Here is a 21,370-nt window from a genome sequence, read left to right as displayed (position 1 = left end):
CAGTGTAACAAAAAAAGTGCCCGAAGGCACTTTTACAAATCATGTTATGCTTTTGCATCAGTCTCTGAAGAAAGGTCTCTTTCCATTTGTAATATTGAGTTTGCAATATTCCGTATTCTCCGCATACAGCAGAGATGTTAGCTACTTTTTTCCGGGGTCTCAAGCGGCTGGATTCCTTCTTTGTTCAGTTCCAAATGAATGATCCAGTGGATGTTGACAAAAAGCACTGCCTTTTTTATTATTATACCCATAGAGGTATTAGTATATCGAAGCAAACCTTCGGTATTTAGGTTTGTATTTTTTACTTCGATTATATACCTATACGGGTATTTGTATTGTGGTTGCCTTTGGAAACATTAATTTTGACAAAAAAGGGGGGGGTTCATTAAAAAAACATTTCAACCATTACACCGTAAGACGTGGAACACCGGCTCCCAAAAGGAGAGAAACTGAAAATTATTGATGTTGGAGATGAAAAGGAAGTAGCGGAAGGGAAAATCCCGGAAGCGAAACATATCGCTATAAGGACCCTGCCTGATCGGCTGCATGAATTGGATCCGAATAATGAATACATCATGTTGTGCCGTTCAGAAGGTAGAAGTGAGCTAGCCTGTTAGTTTTTGCAAGAACATGGATTCAATGTGAAAAACATGATCGGTGGGATGCTTGCTTGGAAAGGAAAGACGCAATATAAGGAGGAGTGAAATATGTCCATCAAAGTCGATTTTCAATTAGATTGCAAGGGCCTTTCTTGTCCTATACCAATCGTTCGTACCAAAAAGGCGATGGATCAACTGGAGCCTGGTCAGGTAATTGAGATACAAGCGACGGACCCCGGCTCCTTGGCAGATATTCAAGGATGGGCAAAAAACACGGGGCATCAATACTTGGGCACGAAAGAAGAAGGAGAGGTATTGAAGCATTATTTGCGAAAAGCTAGTGAGTCCGAATTACAAAAAGAGCGAAAGCACCCTCATGTCGTTCAAAACGAGGAGCTATTAAAAAAGCTGGATAGAGATGAAGGATTTCTTCTAATAGATGTTCGTGAACCAGCAGAGTACGCTTTTGGACATATTCCTGGGGCCTGTTCAATTCCATTTGTTCAATTGGAAGATCGAATGAATGAAATTCCAAAGGATCAACCCATATATGTCGTCTGTCGCACAGGCACCCGTAGCGACATGGCTGCTCAACAGTTGACCAAGTATGGGTTTAAAAATGTGATCAATGTCGTTCCTGGAATGTCTAAGTGGACAGGTCCAGTCGATCAAGAAAAATAAGAAAGGAGGTGTGCATTTCATGGTAAAAATGATGACGTCAAAAGAAGCAGCCGAAAAAGTCATTCATGAGGAACTTTTTATCTTGGATGTACGGAATGAAGAAGACTACACCAATTGGAAAATCGAAGGAAAAAAAGTGGAGTCCATTAACATTCCGTATTTTGATCTAATTGATGGTGTGGAACACGCATTAGAAAAATTGCCGAAAGACGAGAGAGATATCCTGGTCGTCTGTGCAAAAGAAGGCTCCTCCAAATTTGTGGCAGAGCAATTGGATGAAGCGGGTGTGGATGAGGTGTATTATCTCCAGGGCGGTATGAGGGTGTGGAGTGAATACCTCTATCCAGTCAAAATCGGCGATCTGAAAAATGGTGGAAGCATTTATCAGTTTAACCGAATCGGAAAAGGGTGTCTCTCCTATCTGGTTGAGTCTAATGGTGAAGCGGCGATCATCGATGCGGTAAGGATGACGGATACGTTTGAGCAATTTGCTCAAGAAAAGGGGCTTACCATTAAATATTTGATCGATACCCACCTCCATGCTGACCATATTTCAGGTGGTCGTAAATTGGCTGAAAAACTGGGGGCGACATATTATCTCCCCCCTAAAGATGCGATTGAAGTGACTTTCTCATACGAACCATTAGAAGAAGGAAAAGACGTTCTGGTCGGTAATGCACTCATTCGTATTCAACCTCTGTACTCTCCAGGGCATACGATTGGAAGTACATCCTTAATAGTGGATGATCAATATCTTCTGTCTGGAGACATCTTATTTGTGGATTCCATCGGTAGACCCGACTTGGCAGGAAAAGCCGAAGACTGGGTTGGAGATCTGCGCCGTTCCCTATACCAACTGTATAAAGAACTCTCACCAGAGCTTCTTGTTCTGCCAGCACACTTTGGAAAGATTAGCGAAATGGATGATCAAGGACGCGTGTTTGCCAAACTGGGAGAACTGTATGCGAAAAATGCGGGTCTGCAAGTAGAAGATGAACTGGTATTCCGCAAAATGGTAACGGAGAATCTTCCGCCACAACCCCATGCTTATCAGGAAATTCGTCAAACCAATATGGGGAAACTCACCCCTAAAGAAGATGAACAGCGAGAAATGGAAATTGGCCCCAACCGTTGTGCCGTGCATGATTAATTCATTTTTGTTAAGGAGGACGAATGAAAAATGAACGCAGATAAAGTGTTAGATGCAAAAGGGCTTTCTTGTCCCATGCCCGTTGTTCGCGCAAAAAAGGCGATGGATGAATTAAAATATGGACAAATTCTGGAACTTCATACGACCGATTCAGGAGCTTTAAGTGATATTCCTGCATGGGCTAAAACAGCAGGGCATCAAGTGAAGGAACAAAGCGAAGATAACGGTGTCTATAAATTCTGGATCCAAAAAGGTTAAGTGATTCAAAGATGATCTCCTTCATTATATTCATGGGGGAAGGATCGAAGGTGATCATCTCAGTTAAAATCTTCAAATGGGAGAGGAAGATAATAATGGAAAACAATAAATCAACCTTGATTGTATTCAGTGGCGATTTGGATAAAGCCATTGCAAGCTTTATTATTGCAACGGGATCTGCTACGATGGGAAACCAAGTGACCATGTTTTTTACCTTTTGGGGACTGAACATTCTTCGTAAAGAGCAGTATGTACGTGTGCAAAAATCATTCATGGATAAGATGTTTGCGAAGATGTTGCCGAGAGGGCCTGAAAAATTGGGAATTTCCAAGATGAACTTTGGTGGCTTGGGAGCCAAGATGATGAAATACACCATGAAGAAGAAAAATATTACGACTCTGAAAGAGCTCATCGAAATGGCACAAGAACTGGATATTAAATTGGTCGCATGTACCATGTCCATGGATGTGCTGGGAATTAAAAAAGAAGAGCTGATTGACGGACTTGAGTATGCTGGGGTGGCATCATATCTTGCAGAAGCAAACGAGGCAAAACTTAACTTGTTTATCTAAGAAAGAAGTGTTCAGATGTGGATATAGGATTGATGATACTCATTTTTTTCATTGGATTTATTGGTTCTTTTACTTCCGGAATGTTGGGCATTGGAGGATCGATTATTAACTATCCAATGCTGCTCTTTGTTCCTCCTTTACTGGGATTTACTGCATTTACTGCTCATGAAGTGACGGGAATTAGTGCGGTTCAAGTATTCTTTGCGACTATCACTGCGGTGCTTACTTACCGAAAAGGAGGATATTTGAATAAGGCTCTTATTCTTTACATGGGGATCAGTATTTTAATTGGGAGCTTTATTGGTGGGTATGTGTCCAAATTGCTTAGTGAAGGACAAATTAATTTGGTTTATGCCATTTTGGCGACGATTGCGGCAGTCATGATGTTTGTTCCCAAAAAAGGACTGGATGATATCACAGTAGATCGAGTGACATTTCATATTCCTTTAGCGATAATATCTGCATTTATCATCGGGATTGCTTCCGGGATTATTGGCGCAGCCGGTGCTTTTCTCCTGGTTCCCGTTATGTTGGTTGTTTTGAAAATCCCCGCCCGAATAACGATTGCTACTTCTCTTGCTATTACTTTTATATCTTCTATTGGGTCCACCATTGGAAAAGTGGTCACCGGTCAAGTTTTTCTAATTCCCGCCATTATTTTGGTTATTGCCAGTCTGATCGCCTCTCCTTTGGGGGCAATCGTTGGAAAAAAAGTAAAACCCAAAACGTTACAAGTGATATTATTGATCGTCATTGTGGTTACATCTGTAAAAATATGGTTTGTTCTTCTTTATTAACCCCCAAAACTTTAAGGGGGATTTTTTCTCTCAAAGAAGGAAAACATCCATTGATTAGTATTTTCGTTGGTATTATCGTATTATTAGGCGGGATTCTTTATTTTTTCCTTATGAATCTGGGCATTAAAAAATAAGCCCGAATGAATTAATGAATATCATAAAAAAAGAATTCGTTTGATTGATGTTTGGAAAAACATGAATTTCATGCAGGTCATATTTCTGGAGCAATAAATATTCCGCTTAGTCAAAAGGGAATCATTAAAGAAAAAGTCTTCCGCACGGGTACTGAACGAACGCATTTATCTGTACTGCCGAAGCGGTTCGGCGAAGGGCGATAGCCGCCTGACAAGAAGGCAAGCTCGGGTTCCAGCATGTATTCAAGGTGGATTCATGCATTGGAAAGAACCGATCAGAAAAAGCAAGTAGGGGGAAATACCATGCTATATGATGATGATGTAAAAAAACGTTTACGCCGTATTGAAGGACAGGTTCGCGGAGTTTTGCGCATGATGGATGAAGATAAAGATTGTAAAGATGTCGTGTCACAATTATCCGCGATTCGTTCAGCCGTGGATCGGTCGATTACGTATATTGTGACTCATAACCTGGAACATTGTTTGAGGGAAGAGCTAGAAAAAGGTGGAAATGCAAATACCAAAAAGCTTTTAGAGGAAGCAATGAATTTAATGGTACGCAGTAGATGAATATATTTGTTAAGAAGACACTGTTTTCAAGCCGATTTTGACCTTGATATGGTTAGAAATCGGTTTTTGTTTTTTTTGCTTGTCTCGGAGCCGAGAGGTACTTTTGAAAGAACTTATAGGTTTAGTTGGATTCTCTTTTGACCCTGAGAAAAGCAAAGAGATAAGATGAATGGAATCAAAGAGGCTTCCGGAGATGGGACATGCCTCTTTTGCATCATATCTGAGCCAGGGCTATTTGTTTTTCGCATAAAGGTAATTGTATCGAATTCCATGTTTAAGCTCATCAGTCATAATCTCAAACACCATGTTTTTAAAGGCTTTTCTAGGAATTGTGAAGTAAATCTTTCTATAGAGTTCAACGGCCCCCGACTCCCCGAAGATGGCGCGCCGCAATCCTTCCAAATAAGAAGCGGGAGGAGTAAAGGGTTCGTATTCATCGCCTTCAATGGTTTGGCCTGTCAAAGAATAGTACATTTCCCTGAACATCCTGCGATGTTTTCTTTCATCATTCCGAATGGATGTAATGACCTCTCTGTCCTCTTGGGATGGTGCATGTTGAATCAAATAATCATAAAACAACTCATCCGTTCTTTCATCTTTAACCGCTTCTTTTAACAATGGGATGGCGTAGGCCGGGTTTGTTTGATACATATTCCCATTCGCATGGATCATTGGCCGCATTACACTGGATTGATAAAAATAGTTCATCATTTTTCCTCTCCTTTACGCACAGATGATACATCGTATGACGCAAGGGTCTATAGGGTGCATATCTTTATGCGGAACATCCTTTCTGCATAAATGAGGAAAGGTGTTGTCCCTGTGAAGATTATTTATAAGTTATTTCAAAAGTAGTTAATGAGCGGAAAACCTTATCCTCATGTGCGAAGATGGACAAAGTGAAGCGAATGGGAAAACGTTTTAGGAGCGGCCGCCAAACCTATGTCTCCATTCAAAAGATGGTATTGAAATAGTCTCTATACATTCAACTGTTCTATATGTAATCGCTATGCATATAAATGGTTTATAGATGTTATTGTGTCGGCGCTCCTCCACAGAAAGGTTATTAGTCTAACCATTTTCATACCTTGAGGGGAAATCTATGCACGAAGTTAGTTTGATGGCTGAAGTATTATCGATTGTTGAAACGGTTGCGCAAGAGGAAGGAATGGTGGCAGTACATAAAGTGAAACTTGTTTTGGGAGAAGGGTTATTGCTTATGCCCGATTCCTTGCAATTTGCTTTTGATATTCTGAAAAAGGAACCGATTGCAGATACAGCTACTTTAGAAATGGAGACCAAGGAAGGTAGGGTGTTCTGTGTTGAGTACATTGAAGGAGAGTAAAGAGGTGAAAAAACAAGTTTATTTGCAAAAATCCGTTTTGCATGGTAATCAAGCGTGGGCGGAACAGAATCGAAAACTTTTTCAAAAACACTCCGTTCTGACGGTAAATTTGATCAGTTCACCAGGGGCAGGAAAGACCACTTTGCTTGAGAGAACGATCAAAGATTTGAAAAAATATTTGCGCGTTGGCGTGATTGAAGGGGATGTAGCTACAACACTTGATGCTGAAAAAATAGCAGCTCAAGGAGTAAAGACAGTGCAAATAAACACGCATGGTGCGTGTCATTTGGACGCAAAGATGATTTCTAAGATCGTAGAAAATATCCAGTTGAGTGAACTGGATCTGCTGGTGATTGAAAATGTGGGAAATCTTGTGTGCCCGGCAGAATTTGATTTGGGGGAAAATTTGCGTGTCGCGTTGCTTAGTACAGCAGAAGGGGAGGACAAAGTGTTAAAGTATCCTTCCGTTTTTGAACGTGCAGATGTAGTGATATTAAATAAGATCGATTTGTTGCCATATGTTGCATTTAACCTCAAACGATTTGCACAAGAGATCAAAAAAGTGAATCCCAACATTCCTATATTCCAATTGTCGGCTATGAATGGAGAAGGGATGGTGCAATGGATAACATGGCTGTTAAACGAGTGCGAAAAACAAAAACAAAAGACAGAATCAGACTAAATGTTAGAGGGATTGTTCAAGGGGTTGGATACCGTCCGCTTGTTTATCGGCTTGCTGTTAGCAACCGATTGACAGGGTATGTGCGAAATCGATCAGGAGAAGTGATCATTGAGGTTGAAGGAGAGAGGGAAAACATCGAATCATTTATTAACGAGTTGGTTCAAAAGACAATAGAACCGGCAAGAATCAACCACCTTTTAGTGTCTCACCTTTCTCCGGTAGGCGATCGGGAATTTATTATCGAGGAAAGTGAACACTCACAAGAATGTTCTTCCGTATTTCCGGCTGATTTAGCTGTGTGTGAGGATTGCATTGCGGAAGTGCTGGATCCGAATAGTCGATTTCATCTGTATCCTTTCACCAGTTGTACCAATTGTGGACCTCGATATTCCATTATTCGGTCCTTGCCTTATGATCGAGATGGAACTTCATTGACTTCCTTTCCATTGTGTCAAACATGTGCCTTGGATTTTTCTGATCCGATGAATCGCCGTTTTCATGCGCAAACAATCGCGTGTGCCAAGTGCGGCCCCAAAATGGAATTATTAAACAGCCGGGGAATGCAAATTGCGGGAAACTGGTTAACGGAAACATCCACCGCTTTATCTGAAGGAAAGATTCTGGCTGTTAAAGGAATTGGAGGGTTTCATCTCATTTGTGATGCCGCGCATATGCATGCAATTGAAAAATTGAGAAATCGGAAACACCGTCCGCGTAAGCCTCTTGCATTGATGGCGCGAGATCTGGCTGTGGTGGAGGAGTATTTTGAGATTTCGAGTAGAGAACGGCGAATTCTTACAAGCCGCCAAGCCCCGATTTTATTGTTGAAGCCAAAAGAAAACGCAAGAAGGCACCTTCCCTTGGAGGTGATTGCGCCGGGTTTGACGCGCATTGGGATTATGCTGGCTTATACGCCGCTTCACCGCTTATTATTTGGCGGCCGATTCGATTTTATTATTGCGACCAGTGGCAATAAAAGTGGTTATCCCATAGCGAGGTCAAATGAGGAAGCATTGTCTCAATTGAGTGAAATCGCCGATTTGTTTTTGGTTCATAATCGAGAAATCATCATTGGGATCGATGATTCAGTCGGGCACGTTATGGAAGGCGAATTATGTTTAATCAGACGGGCAAGAGGATATGTGCCCGAATTGCTGACTTTTCCCTATCCTGTTCAAGCGGATGAACAAAAGAAAGAGTTTAAGCAATTCCTTTTTTCTTCTCCGATTGTCCTCGGAACAGGTGGAGAAATGAAGAACACTTTTTGTTTTCTATATGAAGATCAAGCCCTGTTGAGTCAGCATCTGGGGGATATGGAGAATTTGGAAAGCTTATCGAATCATCGTCGCGCGCTGAAGCACATTGAAAAAATGCTAGGCAAAACACCACAGCTGATTGCGTATGATCCTCATCCAGACTATTTTTTTTCCAAGGAAGCAAACAAGGGGCCCGGTGATGTCGTTCCAGTTTATCACCATCATGCACACATGGCGTCATGTATGGCGGAAAACGGACTTATCTCCCCAGTGATTGGATGTATTCTCGATGGAACAGGCTATGGACAAGATGGGAGACTATGGGGATTTGAAATTTTGGTGGGTGATTATACGGCGTTTGAGCGAATGGTCCACTTGCGACCCATCACTCTGCCAGGTGGGGAATCGGCCATTCGGCACCCATGGATGACGGGCATGTCTTTGATTTACGAAGCAGTTCAAAACGGTGATCAAACCATCGGCTGGGGAAAACGACTCTTCCCGTGTACGAAAGAAAAATTGCCTATCGTTTTGGCGCAATTAGATGGAAGAATCCCATCGCCGAAAGTGAGCAGTTCAGGCAGGCTGTTTGACGGGATTGCCGCCATCTTGGGGATATGCATGGAAAGTTCCTATGAAGGAGAAGCGGCCATTTTATTAAGTGAAATGATTGAGAGATTGGATCAAAAAGTGATTTCGAATCATAGAGGAACATATTATCCCTTTGAACTGAAAGATGGCGAGTGGTGGATTGATCGTTTCATCATGCAAGTGCTTCTTGACCGGGAACAGTCTATCTCTGCAGAAGTGATCAATTTGAAATTTCATCACACCATCAGCGAAATGGTTCGAGAGGGGGTATTGCACGCCCATAAAAAAACGGGCATTCGTTCGGTTGTGTTAAGCGGTGGTGTCTGGAATAACCGCTATCTACTCTCTTGCACCAAAAAACTTTTGCAACAAGAAGGATTTTCTGTTTTCACACATAAAAAAATTCCCGCCGGAGATGGTGGCCTTGCGTTTGGGCAAGCTGTTTCCGCTTTGTGGAGGTGGTATCAAAACCATGTGCCTGTCGGTACCTGCAAAGATAATCGAATTGGATCAGCAAGTGGGAAAGGCTAAGGTGGATTACTTAGGAAGTATCGTCACAGTTGGAATTACGCTATTAGAGCATATTGAACCGAATGAGTATGTCCTAATTCATGCAAGAGAAGCCATCCAAGTGATCGATCAAGAAATGGCGTTGGAAAGTATCTCACTGTGGAAGGAGATGTTGGAAAAGGATGGATATAGCGGCTTTTCGCGATGGGACAATGTCTAAAAAAATATTTGGGAAGCTTGTGCCCCTCTTGGTGCAAAAGCAGCAAGAACTGGGAAGAAAGCTCCGTATAATGGAAGTTTGCGGAACTCATACATTGTCCTTTTCCAAAACAGGCGTACGGGACTTATTGTCTCCGTATGTGGAGTTGATCAGCGGACCAGGTTGTCCCGTCTGCGTAACAAACCAATCGGACATCGATCAGATGATTGCTTATGCAGAAAAAGAAGACATCATTGTGACCACTTTTGGGGATATGATGAAAGTCCCGGGGTCACGGTTGAATCTATATCAGGAAAGAGCCAATGGGGCGGATGTGAGAGTTGTGCACTCTCCTTCGGAAGCTGTCGAATTGGCAAAAAAATATTCAAACAAAAAAATCGTTTTTCTTGGTGTTGGTTTTGAAACAACCGCACCATCCGTCGCAGTAAGCATAAAAAGAGCAAGTGTTGAGAGAGTAAATAATTATTTTGTATATTCCGCGCACAAGCTCACTCCGCCCGCCTTATGTGCATTATTGGAAGATTCGACACATCAACTGGACGGATTTTTGTTGCCCGGTCATGTCTCGGTGATCATTGGAAGAAAAGGTTGGACCGTGCTGGAGGAAAAGAATGTTCCGGCTGTGATTGGCGGTTTTGAGCCAGTCGATTTGCTCACTTCCATCTACTTGATCGCCAATGAAATGAATGAAAAGAAACGTCTCATACGCAATAATTATCCCCGTTTTGTTAGAGAAGAGGGTAATGTCAAAGCGCAAAATTTGCTGAAGGAAGTGTTTTCCGTATGTTCTGTCAAATGGAGAGGGTTTGGCACATTGCCATATAGCGGCATGGAAATGCATGCGAACTATCAACAATTTGATGCGAAAAAGCAGTTTGCCATCGAACCGCTAAAGAGCAGGGTAATCAAAGGATGCCGCTGTGGCGAGATCGTAAAGGGCAAAGAAAAACCATTTGCCTGTAAATTGTTTGCCAAAGTTTGCACACCGGAAAACCCGTTGGGGCCTTGTATGGTTTCATCTGAGGGAACTTGTTTTACCTATTACCAATATGAACAAGAAAAAGAATCTGTTGGTATGTAAAGGGGAGTAAGTGGCATGAAAATATTGCTTTCCCATGGTGATGGGGGAAAACTGACACATCAATTAATTGATGAAGTATTTAGGCTGGCTTTTCAAGATAAAGAGCTTGATCAACAAGGAGACGCAACGCTTGTTGAGGCAAGATCTGGGCATCTTTTGATCAGCACGGACACATTTGTCATTCATCCGCTTCAATTTCCCGGGGGAGACATTGGCAAATTGTCCGTCTCCGGTACGGTGAACGATCTAGCTGTAAGTGGTGCGCAACCCGCATATCTGACAGCGGGATTTGTTCTGGAAGAAGGTTTGGAAATCGGCACATTGAAGAGAATCGTCCATTCGATGGCTGCTGCTGCCAAAGAAGCAGGGGTACGCATCATTGCCGGGGATACGAAAGTGGTGGAAAAGGGCAAATGCGATCAGATGTATATCAATACAACGGGTATCGGTTTTACTAATCAGCCGGGCAGATTAGGCATTGGAAAGATCCGACCAGGTGATCGCGTGGTAATCAACGGAGGGATTGCGGAGCATGCTGTTGCCGTGCTGAGCGAACGCGGGGGGATCAGCTTTTCTTCCCCGATCTTAAGCGATTGTTGTGTACTCAATCATTTGGTTAAGCAGGCATTGGAAAAGTTTGAATCCATCCGCTTTATGAGAGATCCGACACGCGGTGGGATCGCGACAACGTTAAAGGAAATATCCGTAAGTGCCGGGGTTGACATTTTGCTGGAAGAAGAGAGGATCCCAATCAAACAAGAGGTGAAAGGTGCCTTGGAATTGCTGGGGATCGAACCTTACTATATGGCAAATGAAGGGAAAATTTTGTTTGTTGTTTCAGCTGGAGAAGCCGATGCATTCATTCATTTTTTGCGTTCGATACCTGGTTTTGAAATGGCGGCGGAGATTGGAGTGATCTCGGAAGGAAACGGACAAGTATTATTAAAGACATTGACCGGCGGGACACGGAATCTGGGGATGTTATCAGGAGCGCCGTTACCAAGAATTTGTTAGTCTTTATATGAGAATGAACTGAGAAAGGAAGGGTTATCATGTGTCAAGAAAGATTGAATGTGGCAGAAGTGCAAATTTCCCTAAAACAGATGCGCGACACGGTTCAGCTTCTGGAGAAATATTTGGCACATTGGAACGACTTGTTGATGAAAAAAGGCTTAAGTTCTTTGGAAAGTGATTTTGTCCATGTGCAGAGTTTGACTGAACAGCTTCAGTCACGGCTTGAACATATGGAACACAAATTGACAGACGTGCAGACTACACATGAACATAAAATATCCATAACGGAATATGATTAAGCGAAGGTTACCATGGGCTCTCTTGCACAACGTCGGCTCATTTTTCTGAAAACCGCAGTGTTTCCCGTGCGCGATCAAGAGACAATGGGATAAGACACTTTATGTGGGAGGAATCATAAATGTTTAACCAAGAGATAATCCGCCACCACATCCATAACACTTTTTCGGAAATACATTATCTGATTCGTCTTTTGTATGCGACAACCGATTTTCACACGAAAAATTTGCATTTAAATCAGCTTTGGAACAAAGTCAGCAATTTGCAATGGTTAATCAAGCTATTGGAGTCCAAAACCTATCCTGTTCCACCTCCGCCAGCGTTTCCTGCACCGCCTGCGCCCCCCATGAGACCATTGCCGCCAACACAGCAACCCGTGCCAGATCTTCGCACAATCACAAGAGAGCAATTGTCCAAGTTTAACGGAAAAAATGGATATCCCGCTTACGTTGCCGTTGGCAACACGGTGTATGATGTGACCAACAATGCAGCATGGTCTGCCGCCACACACTTTGGCTTGACGGCCGGAAAGGACCTGACGCAAGAGTTTGCTTCCTGTCATGCGGGTCAGCAATGGATTTTAAATACTCTTAAACCGGTTGGGAGGTTGGTTTCTTGAAGGGGGAGCAGGTGGTCTTGCCACCGGAAGACCTGACAAATGAGGCCGTTGCGCAAAGATTGGCCCAAGAAGCCAAACAAAAAGTAAAACGGGGAGAATTGAAGAAGAAAAAGTTAGTTTGGCTTGAGCTTAACGGGTGTTCGGGCAACATTATCTCCTTGATGAATGGCACAAATCCTGATTTGGAATATGCAATCACATCCATGGTGGATTTGGTGTATAGCAACAGTTTGATGGTGGCAGAAGGGGAAGCGGCGATATCCAGATTAGTCACGCTGATTGAACAAAAGGAAGACTTCATTTTAGCTGTGGAAGGTGCTGTTTCCTTAAAAAACAACGGGCTTTATCATGTTATTGGAAGATGGAAGGGAGAGCCGCTCACCGGACTTGAAGCGGCAAAAATGCTCGGGGAGAAGGCTTCGCATGTGATCGCGGTGGGCGCTTGTGCTGTGGATGGCGGCCCTTCCGCAGCGAGACCCAATCCGGCCCAGTGTGTCGGATTACAGAGCGTGTTAAATCGCAAAGTGATCAAACTGCCTGGCTGTCCATGCCATCCGGATTGGTTTTTAGGAACGTTGGCCCATCTCTTAATGTATGGTGAGCCCAAGCTGGATCAACAAGATCGACCGCTCTTATTTTACAGCACATCGCTCCATGATCGATGCCCAAGGTTAATTTATTTTGAGCGGGGGATTTTTTCAAAGACATTGGGAGAGCCGTTTTGTTTATTTAAATTGGGTTGTCGGGGTCCGGTGACAAGAGTGGATTGTCCCACGAGGAAATGGAACGGTTATGTGAACTGGCCGATTGGGGCAAGTACGTGCATCGGTTGTTCCCAATTCGGGTTTCCGGATAAAATGGAACCTTTTGTTACTTATGATATAACAAAGGAGTAAGCAATGGTAAAAAAAAGAGTGACCATCAACCCCCTCACTCGAATCAGCGGATTTATGGAATTGGATGTCGTGATAGAAAATAACAGGGTGACGGAAGCTTTGACCAAAGGCACATTTTTCAGAGGGTTTGAGCAGATGATGGTTGGAAGGAATCCATTTGATACGGTTTATTTGACGCAACGCATTTGCGGGATCTGTTCAACCGCCCATTCAGTGGGAGCGTCGCTTGCATTGGAGGATGCCTTAAATGTTGAACCTGCCGAACAGGGAGTTTACTTAAGAGATATCATTCATTGCTGTGAATTTCTGCAAAATCATATCCGTCACTTTTATCAATATTCCATCCCTGATTTTGTCAAGATGCCGGATCTCTCTCCCTTGCAAACAACAGATCATCAAGATTTCAGGCTTTCGAAAGAAAAAAACGGTAAACTTGCGGAACACTACTTTGAATCACTTGCGATAAGCAGACTAGCTCATGAAATGTTGGCGGTGTTGGGAGGGAAGGCACCTCATAATCATGGTGTGTTTGTCGGTGGGATCGCCACACCGGCCACAACGGATCAAATAATCAAAATTAAGTCCATTCTCAAAAAGATCGCAGAGTTTATAGATACAGTCATGATTCCTGATGTCTATACGATTGCAGACTATTATCCAGAACTGTTTCAAATGGGGAGAGGCCCAGGCAATTTTCTGAGTTATGGCGCCTTTTGTTATAAGAGCCTGGGCATCTTGTATGTAGAACCAAAAACCTACATACAAGGAAAAATAGAACCGTTTGATCCTGAGCGTATCACAGAAAAAATCGATTATTCGTGGTACGAAGGAAAAAACAGCTATCAGCCACTGGAAACCATGCCCGAGCCGAATATGGAGAAGAAAAAAGCTTATTCATGGGTCAAAGCACCCCGATATGACAACCTCCCTTGCGAAGTGGGTCCGCTGGCCCGTTTATGGCTGAGCGGGGAATACCGCAAAGGAATCTCAGCGATGGATCGAACCATTGCTAGGGTATTGGAAGCGCAAAAAATTACACGAATCATGGCAATCTTGTTGGATCAGATCACTCCTGATATTTCAGTACAGAAAGAGTGGAAACTGCCTGAGTCGGCAATAGGTGCGGGGTATGTGGAAACGACACGGGGCTCGCTTGGTCATTGGCTTAAAATCGAGAACAAAAAGATTTCGTTTTATCAGATCATTACTCCATCCGCTTGGGATTTTTCCGCACGGGATCAGAACACGAGAGGAACGGCCGAACAGGCGTTGATGGGAACACTGATTAAACAACCCGATCATCCAGTGGAATTGGGACGAATATTGCGCTCGTTCGATCCTTGCATGTCGTGCGCAACACATGTTTATCGACCGGGACATGATCCCTTCACGATTCAGGTGTTTGGATGACTCGGTTCGTCGTATTGGGGATGGGGAACCGGTTAATGATGGATGATGGGATCGGCGTTTACATCGTTGAGGAACTTCAAAAACAGAACAAGGATGAGAGTGTGAAATACATAGTTGGGGAAACGGATATTGATTTCTGCTTAGATGTGATTGAAAACACCTCTTATCTCATTGTCATCGATGCAGTGAAAACGGGAAAGGAACCAGGCGAGATAAGCATCTATTCATTGGATGAAATGCCATTAATGAATTTGGGATTTTCATCTCATAACCTGCACTTTTTTCATTTCCTCTATCATAAGAAACAAAGGATAAAGGGAATTTTGATTGGAATTGAACCATTCCAAATAGATTTTAATCTGGGGTTGAGCTCGATTTTAAATAATCGTTTTCATCAGGTTATGATCAATGTAAAACGTCAAATTCAAAAAGTGAAAGAAACGGCATTTTCTTAGATCGGTGACTCCGAAATCAATATGGTCGAAGTTCGCCAAGTGAAGGTTGAACAATAGGAAAATGACAAGATGTTTTCAGTTTGGTGTGAGGTTATTGACAAACTGCCTTCTACGGCAGGGTCATTAACCTCAACCCCCGGGAGATCCCGGGGGTTCTTTTTTTACTCACATGGTGTTTCAAAGGATCCGGAGTGAACCTTCAGACCAATTTATTCTTCACAAGCCGGTGCCTAATCACAATAGATATCATGTGGTTTTTGGGCAGTGCATCAGAAGATTTTCCTCATATACTGCATGATGAATCCATCTGTTTTCAAAAAAAGGAGATGAATATCATGTCTTATGCTCCGCATTCTAACCAATTTTCCCCAGAGAGCCGAGACGGCATCTGCGGCAACCCCTTTACCCAGGAATGAAAGCACCCACATTGGGAGCGGTGGAACCCTTTGTCCAGTATGGCCTTCGTGAAGCTCGATACACTTCATTCGAACACGCGTTGCGCGAAGTGGCGGCGATTACCTATTTGATGGGAAGAGGCTATGATCCGGGAACCGCCCATCAGATCGTGGAGTCCTGGGAAGTAAATGAAAGGTTTTAAGTGACAAAAGGCTATTCGTCAGTTATCATTGCGAATAGCCTGTCTAAACTATGCATCATGCCATTTCGACTCTTTCCGCATCATTTCAGGTCGATGTGATATCCGTGATCTTGTTCAAAAGATCGGACAAACATGACGATGATTACAAACACCAAACCCAATATCGCCATTGAGTAATTGCCTCTGGCAATGAATCCCAATCCGGCTATCAACATCCCGATTGACATCAGGAAAGGCAACGGAGAAGGGGAAGGCATATGGATCGAACCCTTTGGCTCCGCCGGGGGCATTTCCTTTTTTCCTTCCTGTTTTTCCAACCAGAACGCATCGTAACCCCTGACCAACGGCAATTGGGCAAAGTTGTATTCTGGCGGCGGAGAGGGGATGGACCATTCCAGTGTACGCCCATTCCAAGGGTCGGCCGGGGCCGTTGCCCCTTTCTTGTGCGTCAGGTAAAAGTTGAACAGTAGGGCGATCATTCCGATCATCATCCCGATGCTGCCAATCGAACTGATGAAGTTGAGCGTATCCAGGCTTTCCTGGGCGTAGGTAAACACCCTGCGCGGCATGCCGAATAGCCCGACAAAGTGCTGCGGAAAGAATGTCAAATGCAATCCGATCAAGAACGTCCAGAAATGGATTTTGCCCAATGTTTCGTTCAGCATTTTTCCAAACATTTTGGGCCACCAGTAGTACATGCCGGCAAACATGCCTAAGATGGTTCCCCCAACCAAGACATAATGGAAATGCGCCACGACGAAATAACTGTCATGGTACTGGAAATCAGCGGAGGGCAGGGCCACCATTACACCTGTCATACCACCCATCACGAAGGTGGGAATAAACCCCAATGCAAACAGCATGGAGGTCGTAAAGTGAATTTCTCCGCCCCACATGGTGAATAGCCAGTTAAACACTTTAATACCTGTCGGCACGGCAATCAACATAGAGGCAATGCCAAACACAGTGTTGGATATGGGCCCCAACCCCACCGTAAACATATGGTGCACCCAAACCATAAATCCCAAAAAGCCGATCAACACCGTGGCGAGAACCATGGAGGTATAACCGAACAGCCGTTTTTTCGAAAACGTGCTGATGACGTCCGACATGATCCCAAAGGCCGGCAACACCAGAATGTACACTTCCGGATGACCGAATATCCAAAAAATATGTTCCCACACGACGACGCTTCCGCCCATCAGGGCATTGAAGAACTGACTGCCGAACAGGCGGTCAAACATCAGCGCCAACAATCCTGCCGTCAAAGCGGGAAAGGCGAACAAAATCAAACCCGATGTCACAAAGGTGACCCATGTAAACTGCGGCATGCGCAAAAACGTCATTCCCGGGGCCCTCATGTTAATGATGGTCACCATAAAATTGATCCCGGTCAGCAAGGTTCCGATTCCCGAAATCTGCAAGCCCAAAACGTAATAATCGACTCCGGGACCGGGGCTGAATGGGTTCAACGCCAATGTCGGATAGGAGGTCCATCCGGCATCGGGTGCTCCCCCGAAAATCCATCCCAAATTCAGGATCAACCCGCCGACGAAAAACAGCCAAAATCCCAAGGAATTCAAAAAGGGAAAAGCCACGTCCCGCGCCCCAATTTGCAGGGGAACAATCACGTTCATCAAACCGACAAACATCGGCAACGCGGCGAAAAACATCATCGTGGTCCCATGCATCGTGAGCACTTGGTTATAAGCATCCCCAATCAGAAAATCGTTTTTAGGCAATATCAACTGCATGCGGATCAAAAACGCTTCCAATCCGGCAAGCAAAAAAAAGAAAAAACCCGCACTGAAGTATAGAATCCCGATTTTTTTATGGTCTACCGTCGTAATCCAATCCCATAACTTCGTTTGTTCGGCACGTTCCTTAAAATCCCTCGCGTAGCCGCCCATAAAAATGGCTAGGAGAAACAAAACGAAGACGAAAATCACGATTAATGTTCCCAAGACGAATCCCCCTTCCGCATGACTGCTTTCCCTTTCCATGGCGTTAATGCGGTCTTCCACGTTAACACGTTTTTTGGCCCGATCTTAACTGAGTCGATGTTGTGCGGCCGGAATCCTTTTTTTCTCAGGTGAATGTTATAAACCCCTGGAGGCACTTCCCAATGCCATCTCCCATTCCGGTCGCTCAACCGGATATAATTGCGGCTGTTTTTTTGCCCGACTGGAACGATTTCCACACTGACTTCCCTCATGGGTTTTCCGGTTGTATCAGTCACGACCCCTCTCGCAACGGCAAACCGGCTCACTTCCCGAAACGATTCCAATATTCCCTGTACCAGGATAGAAGTGAGAACAATCATGGGAATGATTAAAAAATATAACATCACCAAGCGCTTGTCCATTTCAATCACCTACCGTCGCAACCTAGATAGATAAAGTATGCACCATTGAATAAATCGTTAATCATGTACGAAAAGGTAATTTCTTTATTACTCCCGGTTTTGTTCCTGTCGTTCTCGCAACAACCAATCATCTTTTAAACCCTATTTATCGCTCAGAGACTTTTGCCACAATGTTATTAAAGAGGAGATAGATAAGAGAGGTCTTTTGAAATGAAAGACAGAAAGCAAAAAGTGAAAGAAACGGAATTTTCACTTAGATTGGTGACTCCGAAATCAATATGGTCGAAGTTCGCCAGTGAAGGTTGAACAATAGATAAACACCAAGCTGAAAACAGCTTGGTGTGAGGTTACTGACAAACTGCCTTCTACGGCAGGGTCATTAACCTCAACCCTCAGGAGATCCTGGGGGTTCTTTCTTGACTCACATGGTGTTTCAAAGGATCCGGAGTGAACCTTCAGACCAATTTTATTCTTCACAAGCCGGTGCCTAATCACAATAGATATCATGTGGTTTTTGGGCAGTGCATCAGAAGATTTTCCTCATATACTGCATGATGAATCCATCTGTTTTCAAAAAAAGGAGATGAATATCATGTCTTATGCTCCGCATTCTAACCAATTTTTCCCCAGAGAGCCGAGACGGCATCTGCGGCAACCCCTTTACCCAGGAATGAAAGCACCCACATTGGGAGCGGTGGAACCCTTTGTCCAGTATGGCCTTCGTGAAGCTCGATACACTTCATTCGAACACGCGTTGCGCGAAGTGGCGGCGATTATCTATTTGATGGGAAGAGGCTATGATCCGGGAACCGCCCATCAGATCGTAGAGTCCTGGGAAGTAAATGAAAGGTTTTAAGTGACAAACGGGCTATTCGTAAGTTTTACCACTGCGAATAGTCTGTCTAAATCGTTCGGCTGGAAAATTGCGGATGGCCGTTGAAGCGCTGAACATCTCCAATGATGATGAGGGGATCAACGTCCATATTTTGGCATGACCACATGAGCACCCTGCCTGTCTCACTTTTTATGTGAAAGTAGAAAATATCCAAGCTACTTGGTGTAGAGAAGCATCCGTCGATTTCGGTATCATCTTCCCGATAAATGGAAAGATGGCTCCGTATATTGATTGCACATCCTTTAGGTTTGTTCAAAATACGGTAGAGAAGAAATAAAGGATAGCGGGTTTTATCACCAACTTTTTCCCTTTGACATAAAATGAGAATCATCATGTCAAAGGGGAGGAATAAAATGTGTATGCGTGGACATATCAATCAAATCGAGCCTATATGTACAAAGATTTAAACAAATTTCTTCAGGATTTATTAAAGGCTGCTTCAGGTGAAGCACAAGCTATTGATTTTTATACACGTGTTGTGCAAATTGCTCCAACCGATAAGGCACGGCGTGACTTTCAACATGCTCTGGAAGATGAAAAGGAACATTATCAGTCGTTTACTAATCTATACACTTCATTGACTGGAAAAAGAGCACCAGTACCACCATTTCAACCAGTTCAGTTTAAAGACTATGCAAACGCCGTTGAAAAAGCGGTGGAAGATGAACTGGAGGCATATGAAATGTATCGAGATATGTACTTATCCACGAGTGACCCTGTTGCAAGGGATATCTTGTTAAAGGGTTTTACTGATGAGGGAGAGCATGCCATACGTTTTACTTATCAGCGAGCTTTGTTATAAGTCATACGGTTGTATTCGGAAAAATCAAACATCTAGTACAAGCTGTGTAGATTATTCTACACAGCTTGACAAAAACACTTTTAAATCTGTCAACAGTCCTGTTTATTCAGGTGGCTTAATTGCGGATAGATGATGTACAGTTGTACCAATTCAACTATTAGAGTTTTTTTCCAAGTAAACACCCTCTCCGCCAAATTTTCAGAGGGTATTTATTTTGTTAGTAACCTGGTATTAGTATTTGGATATATCTATATAAAACCTGTAAATGTTTATCCAATGGTCTACAGATATCCCTTTCCCAATTTCTTAATGATTTGGTGTCAACAGATAACAGTTTTGCAAACTCTTCTTTTGTTAGCCCGTGATAAAGCCGGGCCTTTTTAATCTTCTGTCCAAGAGTAACCTCTGGCAAAGATTCAAAACATCCCAAATGTGAAATAGGTTGATTTAAAACTTTTGAGATTCGTCGGAGAGTAGTGATCGTTGGCTTGGATTTGTTATTTTCAATGTCACTGATTGCCACATCGCTCAAGCCAGCAGCTTTGGCCAGTTCTCTAATGGTCATGTTTTGTGAAATCCGGGCGTTTCTCACTCGCGCGGCCGTAGTCGAGTTTGTAGGATCATAATAATGACTTCTGGTAACGTTCAATTTTTCCGTTCGAGTTAATGTAATGCCAACATTGTTATCTGCACGCTTGTCCCTGCGGCTTTTTCGGCTACGAGGAAGACCGCAGTTGCACCTGCACCCCACATCAGGTGCAACGGTACCGCTCCAAAATCTCCGGCCCTTTGTTGGACCGGATCGACATCCACATCGAAGTGCTCAAGGTGGATTTCAAGACATTAAGCGGAGTGGAAAAAGGGGAATCCTCTGCCGCCATCCGCGACCGGGTCAACCGGGCCCGCTTGAAGCAACGGGAGCGGTACCGTGGGAAGGAAACGCAAGCCAACAGCACGATGGGCACGGCGGATATCCGCAAACACTGCGCCTTGGACAAGGAATCGCGCCAGCTGATGAAGCAGGCCTTCGACACGCTCGGCTTGAGTGCCCGTGCCCATGATCGCATCCTGAAGGTGGCGCGCACCATCGCCGACCTGGCGGGGGAAGAGAGGATCCAGGTGGCCCATATCGCCGAGGCGATCCAGTACCGGGCGTTGGACCGGAAGTTTTGGGAGTAGGGGAAGGATGGGTTGTGATGAGACATCATCAACGAAGGAAAGAAGCTTTCAAGCAACGTGGGTGACTGGGGCATTGTCCGAACGAGTTTCCTCTTTTTGATGGTTGCCGTTGTTCATGAGGCAGATGTGATGTGGTGACGGTCATCTCATTCGAGATGAAACCGTCACCTTTTATGTTTGCAATGAAGGTTTGAGCATTATTGAGAACAATGGTGAAAAGATGCGGGTTACCCTTCCCATTTGGACTGAATGTATCAGAATTGAACTAAGAATGTTTCACTCCTCCGTGAGTGTTTTATGTTTCTTACCAAAAAAGAGCCTGCCCATGCGAGACTGATGCAGAACGATTACTAAATATGATCATTCTACAGTTTCTGGAATCAAAACGGCTCAT

Annotated in this window: 26 protein-coding genes and 1 pseudogene; 23 read left to right on the top strand and 4 right to left on the bottom strand. The window is 43.8% G+C overall.

Features of this window, described 5'->3' with window-relative positions; all coding sequences use genetic code 11:
* The 8 genes and pseudogenes from ACFQNG_RS18085 to ACFQNG_RS18050 all read left to right on the top strand — a co-directional run.
* On the top strand, positions 1–202 hold a 202-nt coding region (locus tag ACFQNG_RS18085; protein WP_379867225.1), incomplete at its 5' end, for a hypothetical protein.
* Positions 203–419: 217 nt separating this feature from the next.
* Positions 420–704: pseudogene (locus ACFQNG_RS18080) on the top strand (rhodanese-like domain-containing protein).
* 3 nt (positions 705–707) lie between these two features.
* Positions 708–1,280, top strand: a complete 573-nt coding sequence (locus ACFQNG_RS18075) for a sulfurtransferase TusA family protein (RefSeq protein WP_379867223.1) — start codon at positions 708–710, stop codon at positions 1,278–1,280.
* 19 nt (positions 1,281–1,299) lie between these two features.
* Positions 1,300–2,430 carry an MBL fold metallo-hydrolase gene (locus ACFQNG_RS18070; RefSeq protein WP_379867221.1) on the top strand — a complete coding sequence of 377 codons (1,131 nt, stop codon included), beginning with the start codon at positions 1,300–1,302 and terminating at the stop codon, positions 2,428–2,430.
* Between the two features lie 30 nt (positions 2,431–2,460).
* Positions 2,461–2,688, top strand: a complete 228-nt coding sequence (locus ACFQNG_RS18065; protein ID WP_379867219.1) for a sulfurtransferase TusA family protein — start codon at positions 2,461–2,463, stop codon at positions 2,686–2,688.
* Between the two features lie 95 nt (positions 2,689–2,783).
* On the top strand, positions 2,784–3,260 hold the full coding sequence (locus tag ACFQNG_RS18060) for a DsrE/DsrF/DrsH-like family protein (RefSeq protein ID WP_379867216.1): 477 nt from the start codon (positions 2,784–2,786) through the stop codon (positions 3,258–3,260).
* Positions 3,261–3,292: 32 nt separating this feature from the next.
* Positions 3,293–4,057 carry a sulfite exporter TauE/SafE family protein gene (locus tag ACFQNG_RS18055; protein ID WP_379867238.1) on the top strand — a complete coding sequence of 255 codons (765 nt, stop codon included), beginning with the start codon at positions 3,293–3,295 and terminating at the stop codon, positions 4,055–4,057.
* 437 nt (positions 4,058–4,494) lie between these two features.
* Positions 4,495–4,761, top strand: coding sequence for a metal-sensitive transcriptional regulator (locus tag ACFQNG_RS18050; protein WP_379867235.1), 267 nt, complete (start codon positions 4,495–4,497; stop codon positions 4,759–4,761).
* Between the two features lie 231 nt (positions 4,762–4,992).
* Here the strand turns inward: ACFQNG_RS18050 and ACFQNG_RS18045 are convergent, their stop codons facing one another.
* Complete coding sequence (locus ACFQNG_RS18045) at positions 4,993–5,469, bottom strand: ferritin family protein (RefSeq protein ID WP_379867214.1); 477 nt, start codon at positions 5,467–5,469, stop codon at positions 4,993–4,995.
* A 394-nt stretch (positions 5,470–5,863) separates the two neighbouring features.
* Here ACFQNG_RS18045 and ACFQNG_RS18040 point away from each other — a divergent pair, with 394 nt between their 5' ends.
* The 12 genes from ACFQNG_RS18040 (at position 5,864) to ACFQNG_RS17985 (ending at position 15,735) form a co-directional block, all read left to right on the top strand.
* Positions 5,864–6,106, top strand: coding sequence for a hydrogenase maturation nickel metallochaperone HypA/HybF (locus tag ACFQNG_RS18040; RefSeq protein WP_379867212.1), 243 nt, complete (start codon positions 5,864–5,866; stop codon positions 6,104–6,106).
* Positions 6,107–6,110: 4 nt separating this feature from the next.
* Entirely contained in the window at positions 6,111–6,788 is a 678-nt protein-coding gene (gene hypB, locus ACFQNG_RS18035; RefSeq protein ID WP_379867210.1) for a hydrogenase nickel incorporation protein HypB, read from the top strand.
* Positions 6,728–9,166 (top strand): carbamoyltransferase HypF, encoded by a 2,439-nt coding sequence (gene hypF, locus ACFQNG_RS18030; protein ID WP_379867208.1) that lies wholly within the window; start codon positions 6,728–6,730, stop codon positions 9,164–9,166. The genes hypB and hypF overlap by 61 nt, the downstream gene beginning before the upstream one ends.
* Position 9,167: 1 nt before the next feature.
* On the top strand, positions 9,168–9,365 hold the full coding sequence (locus ACFQNG_RS18025) for a HypC/HybG/HupF family hydrogenase formation chaperone (RefSeq protein WP_379867206.1): 198 nt from the start codon (positions 9,168–9,170) through the stop codon (positions 9,363–9,365).
* Positions 9,328–10,446 carry a hydrogenase formation protein HypD gene (gene hypD, locus ACFQNG_RS18020; RefSeq protein WP_379867204.1) on the top strand — a complete coding sequence of 373 codons (1,119 nt, stop codon included), beginning with the start codon at positions 9,328–9,330 and terminating at the stop codon, positions 10,444–10,446. The genes ACFQNG_RS18025 and hypD overlap by 38 nt, the downstream gene beginning before the upstream one ends.
* Before the next feature lie 15 nt (positions 10,447–10,461).
* Positions 10,462–11,460, top strand: coding sequence for a hydrogenase expression/formation protein HypE (gene hypE / locus ACFQNG_RS18015; protein WP_379867203.1), 999 nt, complete (start codon positions 10,462–10,464; stop codon positions 11,458–11,460).
* Between the two features lie 38 nt (positions 11,461–11,498).
* A complete protein-coding gene (locus tag ACFQNG_RS18010) occupies positions 11,499–11,759 on the top strand; it encodes a hypothetical protein (RefSeq protein WP_379867201.1) in 261 nt (86 codons plus the stop codon).
* Between the two features lie 119 nt (positions 11,760–11,878).
* Positions 11,879–12,376 (top strand): cytochrome b5 domain-containing protein, encoded by a 498-nt coding sequence (locus ACFQNG_RS18005; RefSeq protein WP_379867200.1) that lies wholly within the window; start codon positions 11,879–11,881, stop codon positions 12,374–12,376.
* Positions 12,373–13,272 carry a hydrogenase small subunit gene (locus ACFQNG_RS18000; RefSeq protein ID WP_379867199.1) on the top strand — a complete coding sequence of 300 codons (900 nt, stop codon included), beginning with the start codon at positions 12,373–12,375 and terminating at the stop codon, positions 13,270–13,272. Before ACFQNG_RS18005 ends, ACFQNG_RS18000 begins: the two co-directional genes overlap by 4 nt.
* Positions 13,273–13,275: 3 nt before the next feature.
* The gene (locus ACFQNG_RS17995; RefSeq protein WP_379867197.1) at positions 13,276–14,682 is read left to right on the top strand and encodes a nickel-dependent hydrogenase large subunit; all 1,407 of its coding nucleotides are present in this window, start codon (positions 13,276–13,278) and stop codon (positions 14,680–14,682) included.
* A complete protein-coding gene (locus tag ACFQNG_RS17990) occupies positions 14,679–15,137 on the top strand; it encodes a hydrogenase maturation protease (RefSeq protein ID WP_379867195.1) in 459 nt (152 codons plus the stop codon). Before ACFQNG_RS17995 ends, ACFQNG_RS17990 begins: the two co-directional genes overlap by 4 nt.
* A gap of 412 nt (positions 15,138–15,549) precedes the next feature.
* Complete coding sequence (locus ACFQNG_RS17985; RefSeq protein WP_379867193.1) at positions 15,550–15,735, top strand: hypothetical protein; 186 nt, start codon at positions 15,550–15,552, stop codon at positions 15,733–15,735.
* 80 nt (positions 15,736–15,815) lie between these two features.
* Here ACFQNG_RS17985 and ctaD read toward each other — a convergent pair whose 3' ends face one another.
* Both ctaD and ACFQNG_RS17975 read right to left on the bottom strand, forming a co-directional pair.
* Complete coding sequence (gene ctaD, locus ACFQNG_RS17980; RefSeq protein WP_379867232.1) at positions 15,816–17,645, bottom strand: cytochrome c oxidase subunit I; 1,830 nt, start codon at positions 17,643–17,645, stop codon at positions 15,816–15,818.
* A gap of 41 nt (positions 17,646–17,686) precedes the next feature.
* Entirely contained in the window at positions 17,687–18,100 is a 414-nt protein-coding gene (locus ACFQNG_RS17975; protein WP_379867191.1) for a carboxypeptidase-like regulatory domain-containing protein, read from the bottom strand.
* A gap of 592 nt (positions 18,101–18,692) precedes the next feature.
* On the opposite strand from ACFQNG_RS17975, the gene ACFQNG_RS17970 reads away from it, so the two are divergent.
* Positions 18,693–18,956: a hypothetical protein gene (locus ACFQNG_RS17970; protein WP_379867190.1), complete on the top strand. Its 264-nt coding sequence runs from the start codon at positions 18,693–18,695 to the stop codon at positions 18,954–18,956.
* Between the two features lie 394 nt (positions 18,957–19,350).
* Complete coding sequence (locus ACFQNG_RS17965; RefSeq protein ID WP_379867188.1) at positions 19,351–19,797, top strand: ferritin family protein; 447 nt, start codon at positions 19,351–19,353, stop codon at positions 19,795–19,797.
* 217 nt (positions 19,798–20,014) lie between these two features.
* Here the strand turns inward: ACFQNG_RS17965 and ACFQNG_RS17960 are convergent, their stop codons facing one another.
* Positions 20,015–20,389, bottom strand: coding sequence for a helix-turn-helix domain-containing protein (locus tag ACFQNG_RS17960; RefSeq protein ID WP_379867186.1), 375 nt, complete (start codon positions 20,387–20,389; stop codon positions 20,015–20,017).
* Positions 20,390–20,484: 95 nt separating this feature from the next.
* On the opposite strand from ACFQNG_RS17960, the gene ACFQNG_RS17955 reads away from it, so the two are divergent.
* A complete protein-coding gene (locus tag ACFQNG_RS17955) occupies positions 20,485–20,976 on the top strand; it encodes a magnesium chelatase subunit ChlI family protein (protein WP_379867230.1) in 492 nt (163 codons plus the stop codon).
* The last annotated feature ends 394 nt before the right edge of the window (positions 20,977–21,370 follow it).

Origin of the sequence: Laceyella putida (genome assembly GCF_042665195.1) — a bacterium.
GTDB classification, from domain to species: Bacteria; Bacillota; Bacilli; order Thermoactinomycetales; family Thermoactinomycetaceae; genus Laceyella; species Laceyella putida.
Note: the sequence above shows the minus strand (reverse complement) of the source record. Positions and strands in the feature narration are given on the sequence as shown.

Coding starts and splice junctions, on each gene's coding strand:
- hypF (WP_379867208.1), top strand. CDS start 6,728: ATGGATAACATGGCTGTTAAACGAGTGCGAAAAACAAAAACAAAAGAC.
- ctaD (WP_379867232.1), bottom strand. CDS start 17,645: ATGGGCGGCTACGCGAGGGATTTTAAGGAACGTGCCGAACAAACGAAG.
- ACFQNG_RS18070 (WP_379867221.1), top strand. CDS start 1,300: ATGGTAAAAATGATGACGTCAAAAGAAGCAGCCGAAAAAGTCATTCAT.
- ACFQNG_RS18065 (WP_379867219.1), top strand. CDS start 2,461: ATGAACGCAGATAAAGTGTTAGATGCAAAAGGGCTTTCTTGTCCCATG.
- ACFQNG_RS18055 (WP_379867238.1), top strand. CDS start 3,293: ATGATACTCATTTTTTTCATTGGATTTATTGGTTCTTTTACTTCCGGA.
- ACFQNG_RS18010 (WP_379867201.1), top strand. CDS start 11,499: ATGTGTCAAGAAAGATTGAATGTGGCAGAAGTGCAAATTTCCCTAAAA.
- ACFQNG_RS18045 (WP_379867214.1), bottom strand. CDS start 5,469: ATGAACTATTTTTATCAATCCAGTGTAATGCGGCCAATGATCCATGCG.
- ACFQNG_RS17975 (WP_379867191.1), bottom strand. CDS start 18,100: ATGGACAAGCGCTTGGTGATGTTATATTTTTTAATCATTCCCATGATT.
- ACFQNG_RS17990 (WP_379867195.1), top strand. CDS start 14,679: ATGACTCGGTTCGTCGTATTGGGGATGGGGAACCGGTTAATGATGGAT.
- hypE (WP_379867203.1), top strand. CDS start 10,462: ATGAAAATATTGCTTTCCCATGGTGATGGGGGAAAACTGACACATCAA.
- ACFQNG_RS18075 (WP_379867223.1), top strand. CDS start 708: ATGTCCATCAAAGTCGATTTTCAATTAGATTGCAAGGGCCTTTCTTGT.
- ACFQNG_RS17995 (WP_379867197.1), top strand. CDS start 13,276: ATGGTAAAAAAAAGAGTGACCATCAACCCCCTCACTCGAATCAGCGGA.
- ACFQNG_RS17985 (WP_379867193.1), top strand. CDS start 15,550: ATGAAAGCACCCACATTGGGAGCGGTGGAACCCTTTGTCCAGTATGGC.
- ACFQNG_RS18050 (WP_379867235.1), top strand. CDS start 4,495: ATGCTATATGATGATGATGTAAAAAAACGTTTACGCCGTATTGAAGGA.
- ACFQNG_RS18060 (WP_379867216.1), top strand. CDS start 2,784: ATGGAAAACAATAAATCAACCTTGATTGTATTCAGTGGCGATTTGGAT.
- ACFQNG_RS17970 (WP_379867190.1), top strand. CDS start 18,693: ATGTCTTATGCTCCGCATTCTAACCAATTTTTCCCCAGAGAGCCGAGA.
- ACFQNG_RS18040 (WP_379867212.1), top strand. CDS start 5,864: ATGCACGAAGTTAGTTTGATGGCTGAAGTATTATCGATTGTTGAAACG.
- ACFQNG_RS18005 (WP_379867200.1), top strand. CDS start 11,879: ATGTTTAACCAAGAGATAATCCGCCACCACATCCATAACACTTTTTCG.
- hypD (WP_379867204.1), top strand. CDS start 9,328: ATGGATATAGCGGCTTTTCGCGATGGGACAATGTCTAAAAAAATATTT.